The organism is Kluyvera genomosp. 1, from assembly GCF_001266615.1.
Taxonomy (GTDB): Bacteria; Pseudomonadota; Gammaproteobacteria; order Enterobacterales; family Enterobacteriaceae; genus Kluyvera; species Kluyvera cryocrescens_A.
The window spans coordinates 172,583-192,955 of record NZ_LGHZ01000012.1 but is presented as its reverse complement, the minus strand read 5'-3'; the positions used below and the strand labels follow the sequence as shown (position 1 = coordinate 192,955).

The window sequence follows — 20,373 nt, the reverse complement described above, 5'->3', positions numbered from 1 at the left end:
TTAAGTAATTAATATTTCACGGTTCATATTGAGGGGTTTTATGTCACTGTATGCAAATATAAAGTTTGATAATTCTTTAAATTCAGTCAAATCAAAGTTAGTAATAAATAATATTGAGGTGCCTATTTCTGGCCGTAAAGAAAAATGGTTCACAAACCTCCCAATAAAAGAAGGAGATAAAGTTGAATTGGTTGGAAATACTGAGCATGTATCATTGGATATTTTGCCGTATAAAATTTATCATCCAGATCAGATTGCGTTTGATAATAAACATAAAATCCAAGAGTTTTTTTTAGAAGGTGAGCCTGTTTTTTACTCATTGACAGGAAATATTACTAACCCAAAAAAATGTTTGATAACTTTTCCAGGGGTTAGCAATTTTGATAATATTAATTATCGATTAAGCGCAATGACTTCTCTTCAATCAAGATTACATGATGTGCTTATACTTGCTTTTCAGGACAAGGAGAGTGTTTATGGTAATTACATGTATGAAACTAAAAATGGATTTAAAATTAAAAGTATTGTAAGGGAATTAATCTCTGCGTTGATGTTGAAATATAATCTTGCACCGATGGATTTGATTTTTTATGGGAACTCTAAAGGTGCGTCTATTGCTATTGATTATATAGATGAATTCCCCTTCTCAAAATTTTTTTTGGATATACCTCAGCTTGATTTATATAATTACCTACCACAAAATCCGTTAATGAGATATAGCTTAGGTGAAAATGCAAGGCTCTATTATAATTATATTAAAACCCTTCCTGAATTAATAAATAAAAACGTAACATATTCTTTTGCAGAGAATGATTTCGATGCTTCCAGGGGAATCCCCATGAAGTCATTCAGTGGTCTTAATGTTGTTATGCTTAAAGATATGCCCCACTCAGGTTCTGCGATGGAGTTTGTTAAACGGCAATTCTCGAAAGTTATACAAATAGTATCAGGAAGGGATGCTGTTTATAAAAAAAATATAGATATGCGATTTGTTTTTGTGAACAATAAGTTGTGCGCATCAAGATTGTTAGGGGCCTTTAAAGAGGAGTCAATGCTTGGGAAGATTTATGCGGAAATTGAATTTTATAATTTAGATTGTAGCTACTCGGTCTCGCTAAATAAAAAGTTTGATAAAGCAGTGTGTATATATTGGCAAAAGGGGTTCGATATTATAAAACACATTTCAGTTGGTTCGTATAATATGAGGTTGCATGTTTATTTTGATTTTAGTGAGTTTGTTTACCCTCTAAACCAAAGTGTACAAGTGAATGATTCAGATGTGATTGTTAGCTCCACTCTAAACTCAGATCACTAAAGAGTAATATGGTTTTTCTCGGCGTTGTAAATTATTATTACGCTGACGCACATGAGCTAGATCATAAATTTCGCCTCTTGTTCCTCACTGTAAAAACCACTTCCCTTCCGTCAATTTTTCCTGGTGAGTCACCTGATATCTGATTATTTCAGGTGACTTCCTTCCATAGAATACTGCATTAATCTGTGTATTCATCCGAAGATATATACTGAATTTCTTAAACAATCTCTCATCAGGTTTAAAATTAGCCCCCCAATACTGATTCAGATGCCCCTGATAGGTTAAGCCCTTGATGTCATAAAGAGCCTGCCCCATCACTTTTAGCGGCTTGTTGTGGATCAGCGCAGATATTCCAGCAGTACTGTTAATCGTAATGACAGCCCTGGCATGTGACAGCATTTTTGGCATTGGTAGATCGTGTACATAAATCACTCGGTCCCCAACGCCATACTGTTTGCCTAATTTTCTAATGAGCGGTCCATACAGACGATGCCCACGATCCATTGGATGGTGTTTGAACACAAGATAGTCCGTTGGTGATGCCTTTTTAGAAAACGAAAACATCACATCATTTATGTAGTTACGAACATCCTTATAAGGGCTATGGTTGCGAATTTGGCTGTCGTTATAAACCTGTAGAATTGCCAAAAAATAACGTTGATCCAGCGCGGTTTGCAGACGGCCCATAACGTGTCTTTCCTTGTAGCGATACCACTGCTTACGCCAGCCGGCACGGATCCAACATTTGGCTTCATACCATGGTGAAAAAACCTTGTGGTGACGATATTGAGGGAACTGATCCTGATGATGCCAGCTCACAAAGTAATACCACATAGCATGCCAGATACGCAGTTTGGTTGAGGGTTTTAAACTGTGTACCTCAAGCTCAGGTAGAGCGGGCAGATGACGATAGAAATCGGGATCTCTGGGTAGTGAGGAATAGGCGTTTACGCCGCCGCTTTCCAGGGTAATAAAATGTGGGCGTAAATATCCTTCTTCAAATGCTAAAAAGCGCACTCCTTTAGCATGCGCCCAGCGCTTTGCGGCTTGGTGTAGCAAGCGGCAGTCACCGAAGCACAGGATGGTATCAAAAGGATATTGCTGCCAGGTCTCTTTTAACCAATGGGGGAACTCTTTTGGGGTTTGCGTGTATGTCAGATACTGCCGTTTTCTGCAGTAAAAGCGATCACCTGCGTTGAACACGACGTTTACGGCTTCACGTCCTTGAGACTCTAGCCATTCCGCCATATCGTTGAAGAACGGCCCCATCGGCCCCTGCAATAGCAGGTATCGTTTCCCTGATAGTAGCGTATTGATCGTATTGCTGTTCATAGCGAATCCCTCTCGATATTACTTCTTCATCGCCTTAAGTAGCATCTGTAGTTTTCGGCCTTGCCGCTGCAAATACTGCCCCGGGCCACGTCTGATCCCAATGTCCTGCTTTTTTTGCGCAAGCAACCAGTCCATGGCCATTTCAGGTGGAATGCATTGCTTAGAATCTGGGTGAATGTAAGTTGGGTAGCTAATGAGGGTTTGATACACCAGGTCGGTAATGGAAAGACGTCGGTTGCGGCGTTCACAGGTATATTCATCCGTAGTAAGCCCCCAGCCAGCATAGAAGGGCATACCGTAGCAAAAGACTTTTTTTCCATGCATCAGCGCTTCAAAACCTGACTGTGAAGTCATGGTATGAATTTCATCAGCTTGCTGTATGCATTCGATAATATCCGCATCCACTGCGACACAATTAGCGAGAGTATTCATGTCCTGAACAGAGATATGACCCGGGCGATTACCCACGAGAACGTCTGGGTGTGGTTTATAGATAATGAATGCGTCCGGATAGCGTTCCCGGACGGTTTGTAACAACATCAGATTGGTATTGATGCTTGTTGTTCCACGGGCTATGGACGCATCGTTCTCTACCTGTCCGGTGACCAAAATCTTGCGCCGGCTTTCTACGTCGGCGGAGATTTTCCAGCTCGCTCCGAGGTTATACTTACTCAGTTTGTTAGCGATAAGATTCTGTTGTAATGCCTCTGCCCGTCGCTGCTGCTCCGTTGTTAACTCTGAATAGATGAGTGAGTTTTCGAGATCGCTTGGTCGGCTAGCATCATAGTAAATTCCGGTTTTATCCAGAACGAGTGAAAGGGGGGGAAGTAAATCGGAACCTAGACCAGACGATCGCAGGAAGCCATCCTCCATTCGCCAAACTGGAATATCTAATTGAGAGGCTTTCTGGCGCCAGCGCAGCTCATCTTTGATTCCCCATACTATGCAGGTGCTGGCATCTCGGCCTTTGTGCGAGAAATCGATACTATTGCCAGACGTTTTCAAGAAGGGTTTCACGATGCTGCTTTTCCACAGCGTCATTCCTGGGGCCCAGAGATGACCGCAACGTGCAAGTAGATGCTGGCGATGCATGTGGATATAGTCCAGAACATCGAATAATGTACCAGGCTGTCCCGTATAGGGGTCGATATAATGGGTATATTGCAGCCAGGCCGCAGCGACCAGTGCGCTCAGAGGCGCGCGTCGGCGCCGGGCGGCTAACTCGGTTGCCAGTGGATGCCTGTCATCGGTGAGCCCCCATCCTGCATACCAAGGCAAGCCAAAACAAACGACCTTTTTACCCGCCATTAATGCTTCAATGCCGTATTGCGATGTCACGGTATAAACATGGGACACCTGGCGAAGCAGAGATTGCGGGCTGAAATCTTTAGTAATTAGTCGAATGCGCGGGTCAGTGGTTAGCGAGTCAAAGTAACCGCTCTTTTTACCTGTCAGCACATCTGGGTGTGTTTTTATCCAAATCTCACTTTGAGGATGTTCTTTTTTTGCACAAGAAAGCATCGCCGCAAACTGCATTTCTGTTGCTCCGCCTAGTGTGACGGATACATCGCCGTAGGTTTGATCTACCACTAACACGACATCAGTATGATGGGTTTCGTTGAAAGTAGGGGCATGGTTGTATTTTGATATGTCATTTTCAACAATGAATGCGGCTGCACGTTGCGCTTCCTGCTGCAAGGTCGGTGTCTCAGCTTCCTGTTTGATTAACATTTCTAAGCGGCTGGGGCGACTGGCATCGTAGTAAATCCCAAGATCGTCAACGATCATGCTTAATGGAGGCGTGCCGTTCACACCCAGGCCTAACGAACGTGTGAAACCGTCTTCCAGACGCAGGACCGGTCGCCCGCATTTTATTGCGCGCTCAATGGGACGCTGGGCCGAGGGGCGTTCCCCCCAGACGGCAATAGCATCCACGTCGTCAGAAATAGCCGCTAAAGACGACAGTTTGCAGCATGCTTTGCCTAAGAAACTCTGAAGGTGCGGGATCTGCCAGATACCCGAAGAGTAGATGCCTATCATCCTGAACGGCTTCCGTGTTGGTGTGTTGTTGGTGGCGGATTTCTCCGCCACGCCATCGTTTTTACAGTTCCAGAATGACTTTTGCCGCCACCGCCATTTGATAAAGAATGGTAGAGATACCGCGCGTCACCTCCAAATTCTTGGTTTCGTACTTCGGCAGCACCATGATTTCATCACCTGGGATAACATCATCTACGTCGTCGGCATCCACTGCCGAGCCATCCTGATGAATGACGATAATTTTGGATTGCCCTGATTTCTGCGTTAAACCACCACATTTTTCAATGTAATCATCCACATCCAATTTCTTATCCCAGGAGATTACGTTGGGGAACAGCACGGAACCGTGAATCATTACCAGCGACGTTTTCTCTGGGATAGTAATCACGTCGCCATCTTCCAGAATCACGCTGTCGAGATTATTTTCGTTAAGCACGACCTGTCCTTTAGGTGCCACGTTGCGTGCTTTAGCGACGAACCGACTCACTAGCTGGGCTTCCTGAACGCGCAGACGAGCCTCTTCCTGAGTGGATGATTGTGAGGAAAGGGAAGCTTCTTCCAGTTTCTGCAACGAGGTATTGAGCATCTCTTTCTGGCGAACGGCGACCGAGTGGCGGTATAGCTGGATGCTGCTAAGTTGCGACATGCTATTGGGTTTTAACTGTGCCAGCACTTGCTTCATCGTTGAACCATATGGCAGTACCACTGCATGTTCGCCGGAATGGGCGCCTTCAATACGTACCTGGATAGTACCGGCATAGCGGTCAGAGCTGATAATCAGCTTATCGCCATCCTGCAGCATTTTTCCCGATGCACTGCTCAACGGATAGTATTCGGTCCGCTTCATCGCCCCTTGCTGGCGTATGATGGTAAAGTGCGTCGCACCCGGTTTAGGCCGTGACCATTCCAGTGCTTCTGCTACCGGAATACTGCCGTCATGAAACTCAAAGTCATAGCTGTTATAGACATCGCCTTCAACGCTAAAAGTGTACTGGCGAGGACCAACGACGATAGTATCGCCGTCAGAGAACTGCGACAGATTCAGTGAACCGTTGAGCAGGAAATCATACAAGTTAACGTGTGAACGCACGCTCTTTCCGCGCTTCACGGTGATATCAACGTAGCTGCCGCGATCGCTATCAACGCCGCCCGCTTTACTCAGATAAGACAGTAGAGAATCGGAAGCTACACCACCGTACAGGCCTGGGTTTCTGACATAGCCCGTGACGAACACTTTTACCGGCTGTGCCTGTAGCAAAGAGGCATAAACGTTGACGTTAGATTGATAAACTTCCTTAATTTTGGCTGTCACCAGACTATTAAGCTGGCCGTTACTGACACCGGTCACTTTGAGCGGACCAACGTTGGGGACGAAAATATTGCCTTTAGGGTCAACGGCCAGCGCGCCGTCAAAATTAAAGGCACCCCAAAGGCGAATCTGGATGGTGTCGCCCAGTCCAATGATATAGCTCGGGTTAAAACCAATGCTGCTCCCACTATCGGCCGTGGTGCCATTGAACAACTGGGCGCCGAACATTCTGCTCAGCGGCTGGGCAGGCATCGGGGCTGGTGTATCATCGAAGCCATTGTTATTTGTGCTCTGAGTTTTTGCCGCCAGTATCTGTGGTAATCCGGCCGCTCCGGTGAGTTCAGGATCGGCGGTAATCCCCACTGCCAGCGCCTGGCAGGATTGTAGGAAACTCAATATAAGAAGCGTTTTGACTAATTTCATAATAGGCTCTGTTAATGATATTGGCGGTTAATCAGTCTTTGTGATCTTCAATAATGGCGATCAATAGTTTTGCCGTGCCAAAGAGCAGACAACACACCAATAACCAACTGGCTAATAAATACGGTACGTTGGGGAATCGGGATTCCTGTGGTAGCTGTGGCGAACTAATTACAGACAACGTTTTTAATTTCCTGGCGCTTTCGAGTCGCGTTTTTTCGATAGCTTGTAATGCCAGGGAATACAAATCGGTGTCGAATTTCACTGTCGTTTTCAGGTCCTCAAAATCCGCGGCCATACTGTTGAGTTTTTTACCGTCCGGTGCGGTAATTTTATTTTGCTCAACGTCAATCTGTGCCTGTAAGGACTTAATCGCATTTTTACTGCTGACAACTTGAGGGGCGTCCTCACGTAGATAAGTCATCAGGTTGCGCAGGTCCGCTTCCATCTCAATTTTTTTGGCAATGAGCGTGTTAACTAATGACGTCGCCGCTTCAGCAGAAGCTGCTGGATCGAGCACGTTATTGCTGTTTTGATATGCCAGCAGCTGGTTTTTACTGGTGTTCAGGCGGGCTTTGGTTTCCTGTAGCTGCTCTTCGGCAAACTGCATCTGTTCACGGGCAATTTTATGGGACAATTCGTTGATAAAACGCTCGGACTCTTTCAACACCGCTTGATTAAACTCCTGGGCAAACGCTGGCGTAAAACCCTGCGTCTGGATTGATAGCAGCCCGGTTTTTTCATCATAATCGACGGTCAGGCGTGAGCGGTAGTATTCGAGATATTGTTCAGCGGTAATATTGGCCGGAAGGTGGTATAGGAAATCCCAGCCGCTTTGGCTAAATGATTGATGAAAATTGAGTTTTTTATCTAACGCCTGCTGCATATCCGGTGAGTTGATGTACTCTTTCAGATACAGAGAGTCTTCTGCAGAGGATGGATTGGATGCACCTAACAGCAGACCGAAGTTTAGGCTTGAACTGTCGAGATCGTTGGGGCGCTTGACGGCGACTTTTGACTCACTGACATAACGAGGCTGGCTGAAAATCGCGAGGTAGATAATCAGCAGGCACATTGGCGCTGCAATAATGGCTTTCCATAAATGGCGCTGGATATCGATTTGCCGACATTTTTTTACGACTGTACGAGCCAGCTTTTTTTCTCTGGCAATAAAACGACTAAACAGCACTTTATTGATTTTCATGGGTTATTGGATTTTTCGTTGAATTTATTAAATGAATAAATAGGTCTGCTGTTTGGTGGGGGTTATCCACTCCATTTATTTATTTTATTCATCTCATATAACGCACGATGTTTGCTGTAATCAAACATCTCATTCCTTTATGATATTTTTGATTATAGTTTTATCCAATGTATTTTATTTATGGATAATTTTAAAGAATGGGTTCTGGCCCTGAACTCATCCGGCATTTTTTAGCACAGCCAGTAAGTCACCACAATAGTGATTATATATTACGGGTTTGCCTTATCTTTATTTTATTATCGTAGGTTATGGTTACCTTCATAAAAAGCGTTTTTTTATAGAGAGATGGCGGCATTGAACGTTTTTATGAATAACTTAATTTATACTTCAAGTTTCATTAAATATTGCTGGATATGATTTCACTATATTAAATAATGGGTTTTTAAACTTTTATATAATGGTGTTCAATGATTCTTTGCATTTTTTTCTACGTGTCAGACCGGTCTTGGTATCGCAAGAGGTGGTCGCATAGCACAAATAAAAAAACGGGAGCTGCGTTACCGCGGCTCCCGTTGCTGACATTACTTCGATATACGCTTGTACTTGATACGTTTTGGCTCCAGCGCATCTGCGCCCAGCGTACGCTTCTTGTACTCTTCGTATTCGGTGAAGTTCCCTTCGAAGAACTCCACTTTTCCTTCATCCTGGTAGTCCAGAATGTGGGTAGCGATACGGTCGAGGAACCAACGGTCGTGCGAGATAACCATTGCGCAGCCTGGGAACTCCAACAGGGCGTTTTCCAGCGCGCGCAGGGTTTCGATATCCAGGTCGTTGGTTGGTTCATCGAGCAGTAACATGTTACCGCCAACCTGCAGCAGCTTAGCCAGATGCAGACGACCGCGCTCACCGCCGGACAATTCGCCAACGCGTTTGCCCTGATCAACACCTTTGAAGTTGAAGCGGCCGACGTAGGCACGGCTTGGCATTTCGGTGTTGCCGATCTTCATGATATCCAGGCCGCCGGAAACTTCTTCCCATACGGTTTTGCTGTTATCCATTGCGTCACGGAACTGATCAACGGAAGCCAGCTTCACGGTCTCACCCAGTGAGATCGTACCGCTATCAGGTTGTTCCTGGCCGGACATCATGCGGAACAGCGTGGATTTACCCGCGCCGTTCGGGCCGATGATGCCGACGATTGCGCCTTTCGGTACCGAGAAGCTTAAATCGTCGATCAGTACGCGATCGCCGTAGGATTTACGCAAATTGCTGACTTCAACGACTTTGTCGCCCAGACGTGCTCCAGGTGGAATAAACAGTTCGTTGGTTTCGTTACGTTTCTGATATTCGGTATTGTTGAGCTCTTCGAAGCGCGCCAGACGGGCTTTACCCTTGGACTGACGGCCTTTAGCGCCCTGACGTACCCACTCCAGCTCTTTCTCAATGGATTTACGGCGAGCCGCTTCCTGAGAGGCTTCCTGCGCCAGACGCTGATCTTTCTGTTCCAGCCAGGAGGAGTAGTTACCTTCCCACGGAATACCTTCACCGCGGTCCAGCTCCAGAATCCAGCCGGCGACGTTATCGAGGAAGTAACGGTCGTGGGTAATTGCCACAACGGTGCCTTCGAAGTCGTGCAGGAAGCGTTCCAGCCAGGCAACGGATTCCGCATCCAGGTGGTTGGTTGGTTCGTCGAGCAGCAGCATGTCTGGCTTTTCCAGCAGCAGACGGCACAGTGCGACGCGGCGGCGTTCACCACCGGACAGCTTTTCAACTTTTGCATCCCAGTCCGGCAGACGCAGGGCGTCAGCCGCACGCTCAAGCTGCACGTTCAGGTTGTGACCGTCGTGTGCCTGGATAATTTCTTCGAACTTGCCCTGTTGCGCGGCGAGTTTATCGAAGTCGGCATCAGGTTCCGCGTATTTCGCATACACTTCATCCAGGCCTTTCAGCGCGTTAACCACTTCGGCAACCGCTTCTTCAACGGATTCACGAACGGTATGTTCTGGGTTCAGTTTTGGTTCCTGCGGCAGGTAACCAATCTTGAGACCCGGCTGTGGGCGAGCTTCACCTTCGATATCGGTGTCGATACCGGCCATGATGCGCAGCAGGGTGGATTTACCGGCACCGTTCAGGCCCAGAACACCGATCTTTGCGCCAGGGAAGAAACTCAGTGAGATGTTTTTAAGAATATGACGTTTCGGCGGAACCACTTTGCCGACACGATGCATGGTATAAACGAATTGAGCCACGTTGGACTTCGCCTCTTTTATAGTGATGAATAGAGTTTTCAAAGGCGAAGTGTAGCTGTTTTCCCCCTTCAAGCCCAGCAGGCAAATTCAGCGGCGTTAACATACAGATAAAACGTAAAAAAGTGTTCATTACGTGGAACATTTAGCCATCAATAGTTAGCATAAATTTATTACGCGGCACGAAGCTGCACTGACGTAACGTGACAACGAGGAAGAGCTTGTGGAAACAGCCAAACAATTTACGTGGCGTCTGCTGGCAGCAGGTGTCTGCCTGCTGACCGTTAGTAGCGCGGCCCACGCTGATTCTCTGGATCAGCAGCGCAGCCGCTATGCGCAAATCAAACAAGCATGGGACAACCGCCAGATGGATGTGGTGGACAGCTTGATGCCAACCCTGCGCGACTACCCGCTTTATCCCTATCTTGAGTATCGCCAGATTTCCAGCGATCTCATGAACACGCCTGCGCTGACCGTGACAAATTTTGTGCAGGCTAACCCGACGCTGCCGCCTGCCCGCACGCTCAAAAACCGTTTCGTTAATGAACTGGCGCGTCGTGAAGATTGGCGCGGTTTGCTGGCATTTAGCCCCGATAAACCGGGCACCGCAGAAGCGCAGTGTAACTACTACTATGCCAAATATTCTGTAGGCGATACTCAGGGGGCATGGGATGGGGCAAAAACGTTGTGGCTGAGCGGGCAAAATCGACCGAATGCCTGCGATAAACTCTTCAGCGCCTGGCGATCGTCTGGCACTCAGGATCCGCTCGCTTACCTCGAGCGTATTCGTCTGGTCATGAAGGCGGGTAATACCGGGCTGGTGAAGGTGCTGGCGTCGCAGATGCCCCCGGAATACCAGACCATGGCCACCGCGATTACCGATTTGGCCAACAATCCTAATAACGTGTTGACCTTCGCGCGCACCACGGGGGCGACTGATTTTACTCGCCAGCTGGCGGCGGTGGCTTTTAGCAGCGTGGCTCGTCAGGATGTTGAAAATGCGCGTCTGATGATTCCATCGCTGGTGCAGGCGCAGCAGCTTAATGAAGAACAAACCCAGGAGTTGCGCGATATTGTCGCGTGGCGTCTGATGGGCACTGACGTGACCGATGAGCAGGCCCGCTGGCGTGACGATGCCATTATGCGTTCACAGTCGACATCGCTGGTAGAGCGTCGGGTGCGTATGGCCCTGGGGATTGGCGATCGCACGGGGCTGAATACCTGGCTTGCGCGGCTGCCGATGGACGCAAAAGAGAAGGATGAATGGCGCTACTGGCAGGCCGATCTGCTTATGGAACAAGGGCGCGACAATGAAGCACGACAAATTTTACTCTCGCTGATGACCCAGCGTGGATTCTATCCGATGGTGGCGGCACAGCGGCTGGGCGAACCGTATACGCTTCGCGTGGAGAAAGCGCCGGGTGCGATCTCTTCTACGCTGACCAGCGGTGCGGAAATGGCGCGTGTGCGCGAGTTGATGTACTGGAGCCAGGACAACACTGCCCGCAGTGAATGGGCAAACCTGGTGAGTAGCCGCAGCCCAACGGAACAAGCGCAGTTGGCACGCTATGCGTTTGACCAGAATTGGTGGGATCTCAGCGTACAGGCGACGATTGCCGGAAAGCTGTGGGACAACCTGCAGGAACGTTTCCCGCTGGCCTATAACGACCTGTTTACGCGCTATACCTCGGGGAAAGATGTGCCGCAAAGCTACGCCATGGCGATTGCGCGCCAGGAAAGTGCATGGAACCCGAAAGTGAAATCGCCAGTTGGGGCAAGTGGGTTAATGCAAATAATGCCGGGTACTGCGACGCATACGGTGAAGATGTTTAATCTACCGGGCTACAGCAATCCGGCTCAGCTGTTAGATCCGGAAACCAACATTAATATTGGTACCAGCTATCTGCAATATGTGTATCAACAGTTTGAAAATAACCGTATTTTCGCCTCTGCGGCCTATAACGCGGGCCCAGGACGAGTGCGAACCTGGCTTGGTAACAGCGCTGGGCGCGTGGATGCGGTGGCGTTTATCGAGAGTATTCCATTCTCGGAAACGCGTGGCTACGTGAAGAACGTGCTGGCTTATGATGCCTATTATCGCCACTTTATGGGTGAGAAAGAGGACGTCCTGACCAGTAATGAGTGGCAACGACGTTACTGATACCTCAGACCTGTGTTATGCTTGTACTCGCTCAAGAGTACATGCATAACACGGTGGCCTATCATGACCCAACAATCCCCTTATTCAGCGACAGTGGCTGAGCAGCGTAACCAGGAGTGGCTTCGCTTTGTGGAGCTTCTGCGTCTGGCGTATACCGACGAGCTTTCTTTGCCTTTGTTGAATTTGATCATGACCCCAGACGAACGAGAAGCGCTGGGGACGCGTGTGAGAATTATTGAAGAGCTGCTGCGCGGCGAAATGAGCCAGCGCGAGTTGAAAAATGAACTTGGCGCGGGGATCGCGACAATCACCCGCGGCTCTAACAGCCTGAAGTCTGCGCCGGTTGAACTGCGCCAGTGGCTCGAAGAAACGTTACCGAAAACGCAGCCATAGTCTGAGGATTCGCCCGGCGTTTTTCCGTTACTCTTACTCCCCCCGGCCGGGTAAAGACATCGCCTTATCCGGTGCAGAGCAGGGAGTTATGCACGGTAAAGGTCATTGTGGAAAGGACTTAGCGCCAGAACCACTGCCTGATGGTAAACGCTGCTGCGCGTCAGCACACCGGCGGTGAACACACCAATTGCCCCTTCTTTGTTGCCGATTTTATCGATACCGGTGTATTTCGACATGACCGGCCCCAACGCCTCACCCGCGCGAACCTGATCAAGAATAGCCTCCGGTAATGGCAGCGTGGCGGAACGCGCCTCACCGCGCTGAGCGCGACTTTCAATGACCACCCAGCTGAAAGTGGCGCCTTCGTCAATCCCAGCCTCAATGGCGACCCAGAAATCTCCCTCAGGCTTCACCTGCCGTGCATTTGCCACGCGGTTACGCGCGCCGGCACGTGTTTCTTCACTGCCAAAAGGCTGCTCTGGTACGCCGGTTTCAACGGAAATTGCGTCGATATGACAGGTTCCTTCGCCGAAAATCTGGTCAAAAGCCGCAAGAATCGCCTGAATTTTGGCAGGATTGGTGGTAGCTACAATAACTTGATGCATAATCTATACTCGTCGTATTTCATGTTGCCGGTATGTTGGCTGTTTTTCCCGTCTGCCGTCTTCCCGCAACGCGAAATCCGCAGAGCACCACAACCCATACAAAAATGTCATCGCAGTATAACGGATAAAAAACATGTTACAGGTATATCTTGTTCGCCATGGCGAAACGCAGTGGAACGCCGAACGGCGTATTCAAGGCCAGTCCGATAGTCCTCTGACGGCTAAAGGTGAGTTGCAGGCAGTGCAGGTTGGCGAACGTGTTCGCACCTACGGCATCACCCACGTTATCGCCAGCGATCTGGGCCGTACAAAGCGTACCGCCGAGATCATTGCCGATGCATGCGGCTGCGGCGTCACGTTGGACTCCCGTCTACGCGAGCTGGATATGGGGATTCTGGAACAGCGTCATCTCGACTCACTGAGTCCGCAGGAAGAAGAGTGGCGTCGGCTGGTGGTGAACGGCACGCCGGATGGACGTATTCCGGAAGGTGAGTCGATGCAGGAGCTGAGCGAGCGTATGCATGCGGGACTTGCGGCCTGTCTTAATCTTCCTGCGGGAAGCCGCCCACTGCTGGTGAGCCACGGTATTGCGTTGGGCTGTCTGGTCAGTACGATTTTGGGGCTGCCGGCCCATGCGGAGCGTCGCTTGCGTCTGCGCAACTGCTCAATCTCGCGGGTCGATTATCAGGAGAGCCTGTGGCTGGCGCCGGGGTGGGTTGTTGAAACGGCAGGGGATATCTCGCATCTGGATACCCCTGCACTGGATGAGCTACAGCGTTAGCGGCGAATCGGAATCAGGTACTCGCAGCGCAGCATAATTGGCGGTTCCTGGTTCCGTGCTTCATCCTGCGGGAAGAAGCGTTCAATATCCTGGCCCTTACGGCGGGTCAGGTTGAGCATCGGCATGCAGGTGCCATAAAGCGTTAGGATGAACTCCTGTAGCCCAGTGCCTAAACCTTCATAGGTAAACATCACGTACTCCCCGCCCTCAAGGGTAACCGGGTGCGCATTGTGGATGTGCCCATTGGCCAATTCTTGCGTCAGCGCGGTGGTGTAGAACACTTCCTGCTCGTCATCTTTCTCGAGGCTTGGGCGTGGCTCATGCAGCCCGTACAGAATTGGTGGAATGGACGGCGAATTACCGAGGAAGTCGGTCCAGAACTGTACGCGCATCTGCTGACGGAACTCGGAAATTTCTTCCAGCTTGCAGGTATAGCTTTGGGTCACACCGACCAGATGAGTAGTTGGCTGCGTGACAAATTCGTATTTCGGCATCGTAAACTCGCCCAGACGCAGCGGCGGACGCATCCCGAATGAACTCCAGTCTGGAGAACGACGGTAGAGCGCAGGCGTGAGCGAAAACTGCTTTTTAAAGGCACGAGTGAAAGTCTGCTGAGAGTCAAAACGATATTGCAGTGCAATATCGAGGATAGGGCGTGCGGTCAGGCGTAGCGCAACGGCAGATTTAGACAGACGGCGTGCGCGGATGTAAGCACCAATGGCATGACCGGTCACGTCTTTGAACATCCGTTGCAGGTGCCATTTGGAATAACCGGCTTTTGCCGCCACATTATCCAGCGATAATGGCTGGTCTAAATGACCTTCCAGCCACACGAGGAGATCGCGAATAATTCCAGCCTGATCCATATAATGCCCTCATCCTTAAATTCTTAGGTGCCTGTTACCAAGGTAGCGGATAATAGCATCTTTTGCTGTTTTAGGATTCAGTGTTTTTTTTGTGCATAAGTGCGTTTTTACATTAAAAATGGCGCGGTTTTTTGTAAAGCTGTGATCTTTAAACACTTTCCCGTCAGATGTTGAATAGTCACTTAACTTAATAAATGAAAATGGTAACAATATGAAATACAAGAAATTAATGGCTGGCCTGTTACTCGGTGTCTCGAGCCTCGGCGTACATGCAGAGCAGATTGGTTCTGTTGATACGGTTTTCAAAATGTTTGGCCCCGACCACAAAATTGTCGTTGAGGCCTTTGATGATCCGGACGTCAAAAACGTCACCTGCTATATCAGCCGGGCGAAAACCGGTGGTATCAAAGGGGGCTTAGGTCTTGCGGAAGATACTTCCGATGCGGCGATTTCCTGCCAGCAGGTTGGGTCAATTGTACTGACTGATAAAATCAAAAACGGAAAAGCGCAGGGTGAAGTAGTATTCCAGAAACGGACATCGTTGGTGTTTAAAAAGTTACAGGTGGTGCGTTTTTACGATAGTAAACGTAACGCGCTGGTTTATCTGACCTATTCAGATAAAGTGGTGGATGGCTCACCGAAGAATGCGATCAGCGCAGTGCCGATTATGCCGTGGGGAGATGAAGTCGGGTCGGCAAAATAAGCAGAAATGAAAACGGCGCTGAACGCGCCGTTTTGTTTTCTTATTCCTGCAGCTCGCCGCAGAAGCGGTAACCTTCGCCGTGAATAGTGGCGATGATTTCCGGAGTGTCCGGCGTAGACTCGAAGTGCTTACGGATGCGACGGATGGTCACGTCAACCGTACGGTCGTGCGGCTTCAGCTCACGGCCAGTCATTTTCTTCAGCAGTTCAGCACGAGACTGAATTTTGCCCGGGTTTTCGCAGAAGTGCAGCATGGCGCGGAATTCGCTACGCGGCAGCTTGTACTGTTCACCGTTTGGGCTCACCAGAGAGCGGCTATTGATGTCCAGCTCCCAACCGTTGAACTTGTAGCTCTCAACGCTACGACGTTCTTCACTGACGGTACCCAAGTTCATGGTACGAGACAGCAGGTTGCGCGCACGGATAGTCAGTTCACGCGGGTTAAACGGCTTGGTGATGTAATCATCTGCGCCAATTTCCAGACCGAGGATCTTGTCGACTTCATTGTCGCGGCCGGTCAGGAACATCAGGGCGACATTCGCTTGCTCACGCAGTTCGCGTGCCAGCAGAAGGCCGTTTTTCCCTGGCAGATTGATATCCATGATTACCAGATTGATATCATTTTCAGACAGGATCTGATGCATTTCCGCGCCATCGGTCGCTTCGAAAACATCGTAGCCTTCTGCTTCGAAAATACTTTTTAACGTGTTGCGTGTTACCAACTCGTCTTCAACGATAAGAATGTGCGGGGTCTGCATGTTTGCTACCTAAATTGCCAACTAAATCGAAACAGGAAGTACCAATAGTCCCTGACCTGCCTGATGCATGTCGAAAATTAACATCATCGGCGTAACATGACTAAAGTACGTAATTGCGTTCTTGATGCACTTTCCATCAACGTCAACAACATCATTAGCTTGGTCGTGGGTACTCTTCCCTCTGGACCCGACAGTGTCAAAAACGGTTGTCATCCTAACCATTTTAACAGCAACATAACAGGTAAAGAGGCACCAGACAGCCAATAAACCTACGCTTCGTTGACATATATCAAGTTCAATTGTAGCACGTTAACAGTTTGGTGAAATCAACGCTCTCGAATGATAACGCCTATCACATTTTTTCCACAACTCAAGTAGTTGCACAGGTTAACTGATAAATGTGGTGAATCCAATTGTTATTGTTCGATGGTAATGAAAATAGTTCGTATAAACAGAGAGATATCTGACTTCTGTTAACATTCAAAACTGATAGTTTCAGAGGGAATAGTGTAGTGTCGTTTATGTGTTATGAAACGTCATTTCATTGATTTTTGTTGCGTTTTTGTAAATTCGCGCCGCGCAATATGTTGAACTACATCACATTATTGCCAGATAACAGGAAATTAAGAGAACTTTAAATGCGCTTATCTATTGTGCTGGTTTCACCAGCAAGAGCCGAAAATATCGGCGCGGCCGCTCGGGCGATGAAAACGATGGGATTTAACGACCTGCGTATTGTGGACAGTGTTGCACATCTGGAACCTGCGACTCGGTGGGTTGCACATGGATCGGGCGATATCATTGACGGCATTACGACTTATTCCACGCTTGAAGCCGCTTTGCATGATGTGGATTTCACTATCGCCACCACCGCCCGTAGCCGCGCTCGCTTCCACTACTACGCCACGCCACAGGAATTGGTGCCGATGCTGACCGAGAAATCGCAGTGGATGGACCACGCAGCCCTGGTGTTTGGTCGTGAAGACTCAGGGCTAACCAACGAAGAGCTGGCGCTGGCCGATGTGTTAACCGGCGTGCCAATGGTGGCCGATTATCCGTCTTTGAACCTCGGCCAGGCGGTGATGGTTTATTGTTATCAGCTCTCGTCGCTCTTACAAACGGCGAACGAGAGCGTAACGGCAGGTGACGAAAATCAGCTGATTGCGTTAAGAGGGCGTATCACCGCCTTACTCGAACGGCTTGATGTGGCCGGAGATGTAAAACTGGCTGACTGGCTGCAACAGCGTATTGGCTTGTTCGAGCATCGCGATACGGTAATGTTGCATCGATTGCTGCATGATATTGAAAAAAATCTCCCAGAGTAAAATTCCACCATTGCGTTTTCATATGGTGTTATGCCCCGGCATTTTACTTAACTTATGGCTGTAATGGTGGTTTGTCGGCCGATGTATGGGCTGATGTGAAGTCGTTTAGAAATGTGACGAAGATAGAAATTCATTGACTTAGCTGGCCAGATACTTTAACCAATAGGGGTATAAGGCACAGACAGCTATTCTCGTCGTCTTTCTCGTTACAGGTGCGTTGACTGTGTTCGTTCACCCGAATCACTGACCGCTTCCTGTAACGCGAAGTCCATAGAGAAATAAATAACAGAGAACACAACATCCATGATTCGCATCAGCAGCATTATGACGATTACCACCACCACTATTACCACAGGTAACGGTGCGGGCTGACGCGTACAGGAAACACAGAAAAAAGCCCGCACCTAAACAGTGCGGGCTTTTTTTTCGACTAAAGATCAAGGGGTCCAAACCATGCGAGTCTTGAAGTTCGGCGGTACATCAGTGGCAAACGCGGAAAGGTTTCTTCGCGTAGCCGATATCCTGGAAAGCAACGCCAGGCAGGGGCAGGTAGCAACCGTGCTCTCTGCCCCGGCAAAAATCACCAACCACCTGGTGGCGATGATTGAAAAAACCATTGGTGGCCAGGATGCACTGACCAACATTGATGACGCCGAACGTATCTTTGCCGATCTGCTCTCAGGGCTCGCAGACGCCCAGCCAGGCTTTCCTCATGCCGAGCTGAAAGCTGCCGTTGATCTCGAATTTGCCCAAATTAAACATATCCTGCACGGCATCAGCCTGCTGGGGCAATGCCCGGACAGCGTCAACGCGGGCCTTATCTGCCGTGGTGAAAAGCTCTCTATTGCTATCATGGCAGGACTGCTGAGTGCTCGTGGCCACAACGTCACGGTAATTAACCCGGTTGAAAAACTGCTGGCCGTGGGCCACTACCTTGAATCGACCGTTGATATTGCTGAATCAACCCGTCGAATTGTGGCAAGCCAGATCCCATCCGACCATATGGTATTGATGGCTGGCTTCACCGCAGGCAATGAAAAAGGTGAGCTGGTGGTGCTGGGGCGTAACGGCTCCGATTATTCTGCTGCCGTGCTGGCTGCTTGTTTACGCGCTGATTGCTGCGAAATCTGGACCGACGTTGACGGCGTCTATACCTGCGACCCGCGCCAGGTTCCCGATGCTCGCCTGCTGAAAAGCATGTCTTACCAGGAAGCGATGGAGCTTTCCTATTTCGGCGCAAAAGTGCTGCATCCACGTACCATCGCGCCAATCGCCCAATTCCAGATCCCTTGTCTGATTAAAAATACCGGCAACCCACAGGCTCCGGGCACGCTGATTGGCGCCAGCCGTGACGAAGATGATTTGCCCGTTAAAGGCATCTCTAACCTCAACAACATGGCGATGTTTAACGTTTCCGGCCCTGGGATGAAAGGCATGGTCGGCATGGCAGCTCGTGTCTTTGCAACCATGTCGCGCGCCGGGATCTCGGTGGTGTTGATTACGCAATCTTCATCCGAATACAGCATCAGCTTCTGCGTTCCACAGAGCGACTGTGCTCGGGCGAAAAAAGCGATGGAAGATGAGTTCTATCTGGAGCTCAAAGAAGAGCTGCTGGAGCCACTGTCTATCATGGAGCGTCTGGCTATCATCTCCGTCGTGGGTGATGGCATGCGAACTCTGCGCGGCATCTCGGCGAAATTCTTTGCCGCACTGGCCCGCGCCAATATTAATATCGTCGCCATCGCCCAGGGCTCCTCCGAGCGTTCTATCTCGGTGGTAGTGAGCAATGACGACGCGGTAACGGGCGTCCGCGTCACGCATCAAATGCTGTTCAACACTGACCAGGTCATTGAAGTGTTCCTGATTGGCGTTGGCGGTGTTGGCGGGGCGCTGCTGGATCAAATCAAACGCCAGCAGGCATGGCTGAAGAAAAAGCACATCGATCTGCGCGTTTGTGGCGTGGCGAACTCCCGTGCGCTGCTGACCAGCGTACACGGACTGAATCTGGAAAACTGGCAGGCGGAGCTGGCGGAGGCCAAAGAGCCATTCAATCTGGGGCGCTTAATCCGTCTGGTGAAAGAGTATCACCTGTTGAACCCGGTGATCGTTGACTGTACTTCCAATCAAACCGTTGCTGACCAGTACGCCGACTTCCTGCGTGAAGGTTTCCACGTGGTAACTCCGAACAAAAAGGCCAACACCTCGTCGATGGATTATTACCATCAGTTGCGCCATGCAGCTGGCCAGTCGCGTCGAAAATTCCTCTACGACACCAACGTTGGGGCGGGGTTGCCGGTCATTGAGAACCTGCAAAACCTGCTGAACGCGGGTGATGAACTGCAGCACTTCTCCGGTATTCTTTCGGGTTCACTGTCGTTTATCTTCGGTAAGCTCGATGAAGGCATGAGTCTGTCAGAGGCAACGAAGGTTGCTCGTGAAATGGGTTATACCGAACCTGATCCGCGTGATGATCTGTCGGGCATGGACGTGGCGCGTAAGCTGCTGATCCTGGCGCGTGAAACCGGACGCAATCTTGAGTTGAGTGATATCGTGGTTGAATCGGTGCTGCCATCAAGCTTTGATGCCTCCGGCGATACTGAAAGCTTTATGGCGCGTCTGCCGCAGTTGGACGATGAATTTGCTGCTCGCGTGGCGAAAGCGCGTGATGAAGGTAAAGTACTGCGTTATGTTGGCAACATCGAAGAAGACGGTGTTTGCCGGGTGAAAGTGGCCGCAGTTGACGGCAATGACCCGCTGTATAAAGTGAAGAACGGCGAAAACGCCCTCGCATTTTACAGCCACTATTACCAGCCGCTGCCGCTGGTGCTGCGCGGCTATGGCGCAGGTAACGATGTTACGGCGGCAGGGGTATTTGCCGATCTTCTGCGCACGCTGTCATGGAAGTTAGGAGTTTAA

At 49.5% G+C, this 20,373-nt stretch carries 16 protein-coding genes, 1 pseudogene and 1 other annotated feature; of the genes and pseudogenes, 9 read left to right on the top strand and 8 right to left on the bottom strand.

The annotated features are described in order from the left end of the window. Positions 1–40: 40 nt before the first annotated feature. Positions 41–1,315, top strand: coding sequence for a hypothetical protein (locus tag KP80_RS08350; RefSeq protein WP_052283169.1), 1,275 nt, complete (start codon positions 41–43; stop codon positions 1,313–1,315). 84 nt (positions 1,316–1,399) lie between these two features. Here KP80_RS08350 and KP80_RS08345 read toward each other — a convergent pair whose 3' ends face one another. The 5 genes from KP80_RS08345 to ettA form a co-directional block, all read right to left on the bottom strand. Next, the gene (locus tag KP80_RS08345) at positions 1,400–2,647 is read right to left on the bottom strand and encodes a capsule biosynthesis protein (RefSeq protein ID WP_052283167.1); all 1,248 of its coding nucleotides are present in this window, start codon (positions 2,645–2,647) and stop codon (positions 1,400–1,402) included. Between the two features lie 18 nt (positions 2,648–2,665). Next, complete coding sequence (locus KP80_RS08340; protein ID WP_052283165.1) at positions 2,666–4,687, bottom strand: capsular polysaccharide biosynthesis protein; 2,022 nt, start codon at positions 4,685–4,687, stop codon at positions 2,666–2,668. A gap of 61 nt (positions 4,688–4,748) precedes the next feature. Beyond that, positions 4,749–6,419 carry a polysaccharide biosynthesis/export family protein gene (locus KP80_RS08335; RefSeq protein ID WP_052283163.1) on the bottom strand — a complete coding sequence of 557 codons (1,671 nt, stop codon included), beginning with the start codon at positions 6,417–6,419 and terminating at the stop codon, positions 4,749–4,751. Between the two features lie 31 nt (positions 6,420–6,450). After that, positions 6,451–7,620: a capsule biosynthesis protein gene (locus KP80_RS08330; RefSeq protein WP_156315621.1), complete on the bottom strand. Its 1,170-nt coding sequence runs from the start codon at positions 7,618–7,620 to the stop codon at positions 6,451–6,453. A 581-nt stretch (positions 7,621–8,201) separates the two neighbouring features. Then, entirely contained in the window at positions 8,202–9,869 is a 1,668-nt protein-coding gene (gene ettA / locus KP80_RS08325) for an energy-dependent translational throttle protein EttA (RefSeq protein ID WP_052283161.1), read from the bottom strand. 220 nt (positions 9,870–10,089) lie between these two features. Here ettA and sltY point away from each other — a divergent pair, with 220 nt between their 5' ends. Together sltY and trpR are read left to right on the top strand one after the other, a co-directional pair. Beyond that, positions 10,090–12,027 (top strand): murein transglycosylase, encoded by a 1,938-nt coding sequence (gene sltY / locus KP80_RS08320; protein WP_052283160.1) that lies wholly within the window; start codon positions 10,090–10,092, stop codon positions 12,025–12,027. Positions 12,028–12,090: 63 nt separating this feature from the next. Then, complete coding sequence (gene trpR / locus KP80_RS08315) at positions 12,091–12,420, top strand: trp operon repressor (RefSeq protein WP_052283158.1); 330 nt, start codon at positions 12,091–12,093, stop codon at positions 12,418–12,420. 86 nt (positions 12,421–12,506) lie between these two features. Here trpR and yjjX read toward each other — a convergent pair whose 3' ends face one another. Further along, on the bottom strand, positions 12,507–13,025 hold the full coding sequence (gene yjjX, locus KP80_RS08310) for an inosine/xanthosine triphosphatase (RefSeq protein ID WP_052283156.1): 519 nt from the start codon (positions 13,023–13,025) through the stop codon (positions 12,507–12,509). Between the two features lie 133 nt (positions 13,026–13,158). Between yjjX and gpmB the strand changes: the two genes are divergently transcribed. Beyond that, the gene (gene gpmB / locus KP80_RS08305) at positions 13,159–13,806 is read left to right on the top strand and encodes a 2,3-diphosphoglycerate-dependent phosphoglycerate mutase GpmB (RefSeq protein WP_052283154.1); all 648 of its coding nucleotides are present in this window, start codon (positions 13,159–13,161) and stop codon (positions 13,804–13,806) included. Here gpmB and robA read toward each other — a convergent pair. Continuing rightward, positions 13,803–14,672: an MDR efflux pump AcrAB transcriptional activator RobA gene (robA, locus tag KP80_RS08300; RefSeq protein ID WP_052283152.1), complete on the bottom strand. Its 870-nt coding sequence runs from the start codon at positions 14,670–14,672 to the stop codon at positions 13,803–13,805. The two genes, gpmB and robA, sit on opposite strands and share 4 nt — an antisense overlap. A 211-nt stretch (positions 14,673–14,883) precedes the next feature. Here robA and creA point away from each other — a divergent pair, with 211 nt between their 5' ends. Further along, positions 14,884–15,375, top strand: coding sequence for a protein CreA (creA, locus tag KP80_RS08295; RefSeq protein ID WP_052283150.1), 492 nt, complete (start codon positions 14,884–14,886; stop codon positions 15,373–15,375). A 40-nt stretch (positions 15,376–15,415) separates the two neighbouring features. On the opposite strand, the gene arcA is transcribed toward creA, so the two are convergent. Continuing rightward, positions 15,416–16,132, bottom strand: coding sequence for a two-component system response regulator ArcA (gene arcA / locus KP80_RS08290; RefSeq protein WP_015966004.1), 717 nt, complete (start codon positions 16,130–16,132; stop codon positions 15,416–15,418). A gap of 96 nt (positions 16,133–16,228) precedes the next feature. On the opposite strand from arcA, the pseudogene yjjY reads away from it, so the two are divergent. From yjjY to thrA, 4 genes and pseudogenes are all read left to right on the top strand, one after another. Continuing rightward, a pseudogene (yjjY, locus tag KP80_RS23075) lies at positions 16,229–16,370 on the top strand (protein YjjY). A 400-nt stretch (positions 16,371–16,770) separates the two neighbouring features. Continuing rightward, positions 16,771–17,457, top strand: a complete 687-nt coding sequence (locus tag KP80_RS08280; RefSeq protein WP_052283147.1) for a tRNA/rRNA methyltransferase — start codon at positions 16,771–16,773, stop codon at positions 17,455–17,457. A gap of 303 nt (positions 17,458–17,760) precedes the next feature. Further along, a complete protein-coding gene (thrL, locus tag KP80_RS23440; RefSeq protein ID WP_072129079.1) occupies positions 17,761–17,829 on the top strand; it encodes a thr operon leader peptide in 69 nt (22 codons plus the stop codon). Continuing rightward, positions 17,768–17,885: a sequence feature (Thr leader region), on the top strand. (Overlaps the previous gene by 62 nt.) A gap of 25 nt (positions 17,886–17,910) precedes the next feature. Next, positions 17,911–20,373, top strand: a complete 2,463-nt coding sequence (gene thrA, locus KP80_RS08275) for a bifunctional aspartate kinase/homoserine dehydrogenase I (protein ID WP_052283145.1) — start codon at positions 17,911–17,913, stop codon at positions 20,371–20,373.

Bases quoted from the DNA above. Each gene is read 5' to 3' on its own strand.
- KP80_RS08350 (WP_052283169.1), top strand. From the start codon at position 41: ATGTCACTGTATGCAAATATAAAGTTTGATAATTCTTTAAATTCAGTC.
- KP80_RS08345 (WP_052283167.1), bottom strand. From the start codon at position 2,647: ATGAACAGCAATACGATCAATACGCTACTATCAGGGAAACGATACCTG.
- KP80_RS08340 (WP_052283165.1), bottom strand. From the start codon at position 4,687: ATGATAGGCATCTACTCTTCGGGTATCTGGCAGATCCCGCACCTTCAG.
- KP80_RS08335 (WP_052283163.1), bottom strand. From the start codon at position 6,419: ATGAAATTAGTCAAAACGCTTCTTATATTGAGTTTCCTACAATCCTGC.
- KP80_RS08330 (WP_156315621.1), bottom strand. From the start codon at position 7,620: ATGAAAATCAATAAAGTGCTGTTTAGTCGTTTTATTGCCAGAGAAAAA.
- trpR (WP_052283158.1), top strand. From the start codon at position 12,091: ATGACCCAACAATCCCCTTATTCAGCGACAGTGGCTGAGCAGCGTAAC.
- yjjX (WP_052283156.1), bottom strand. From the start codon at position 13,025: ATGCATCAAGTTATTGTAGCTACCACCAATCCTGCCAAAATTCAGGCG.
- gpmB (WP_052283154.1), top strand. From the start codon at position 13,159: ATGTTACAGGTATATCTTGTTCGCCATGGCGAAACGCAGTGGAACGCC.
- robA (WP_052283152.1), bottom strand. From the start codon at position 14,672: ATGGATCAGGCTGGAATTATTCGCGATCTCCTCGTGTGGCTGGAAGGT.
- creA (WP_052283150.1), top strand. From the start codon at position 14,884: ATGAAATACAAGAAATTAATGGCTGGCCTGTTACTCGGTGTCTCGAGC.
- arcA (WP_015966004.1), bottom strand. From the start codon at position 16,132: ATGCAGACCCCGCACATTCTTATCGTTGAAGACGAGTTGGTAACACGC.
- KP80_RS08280 (WP_052283147.1), top strand. From the start codon at position 16,771: ATGCGCTTATCTATTGTGCTGGTTTCACCAGCAAGAGCCGAAAATATC.
- thrA (WP_052283145.1), top strand. From the start codon at position 17,911: ATGCGAGTCTTGAAGTTCGGCGGTACATCAGTGGCAAACGCGGAAAGG.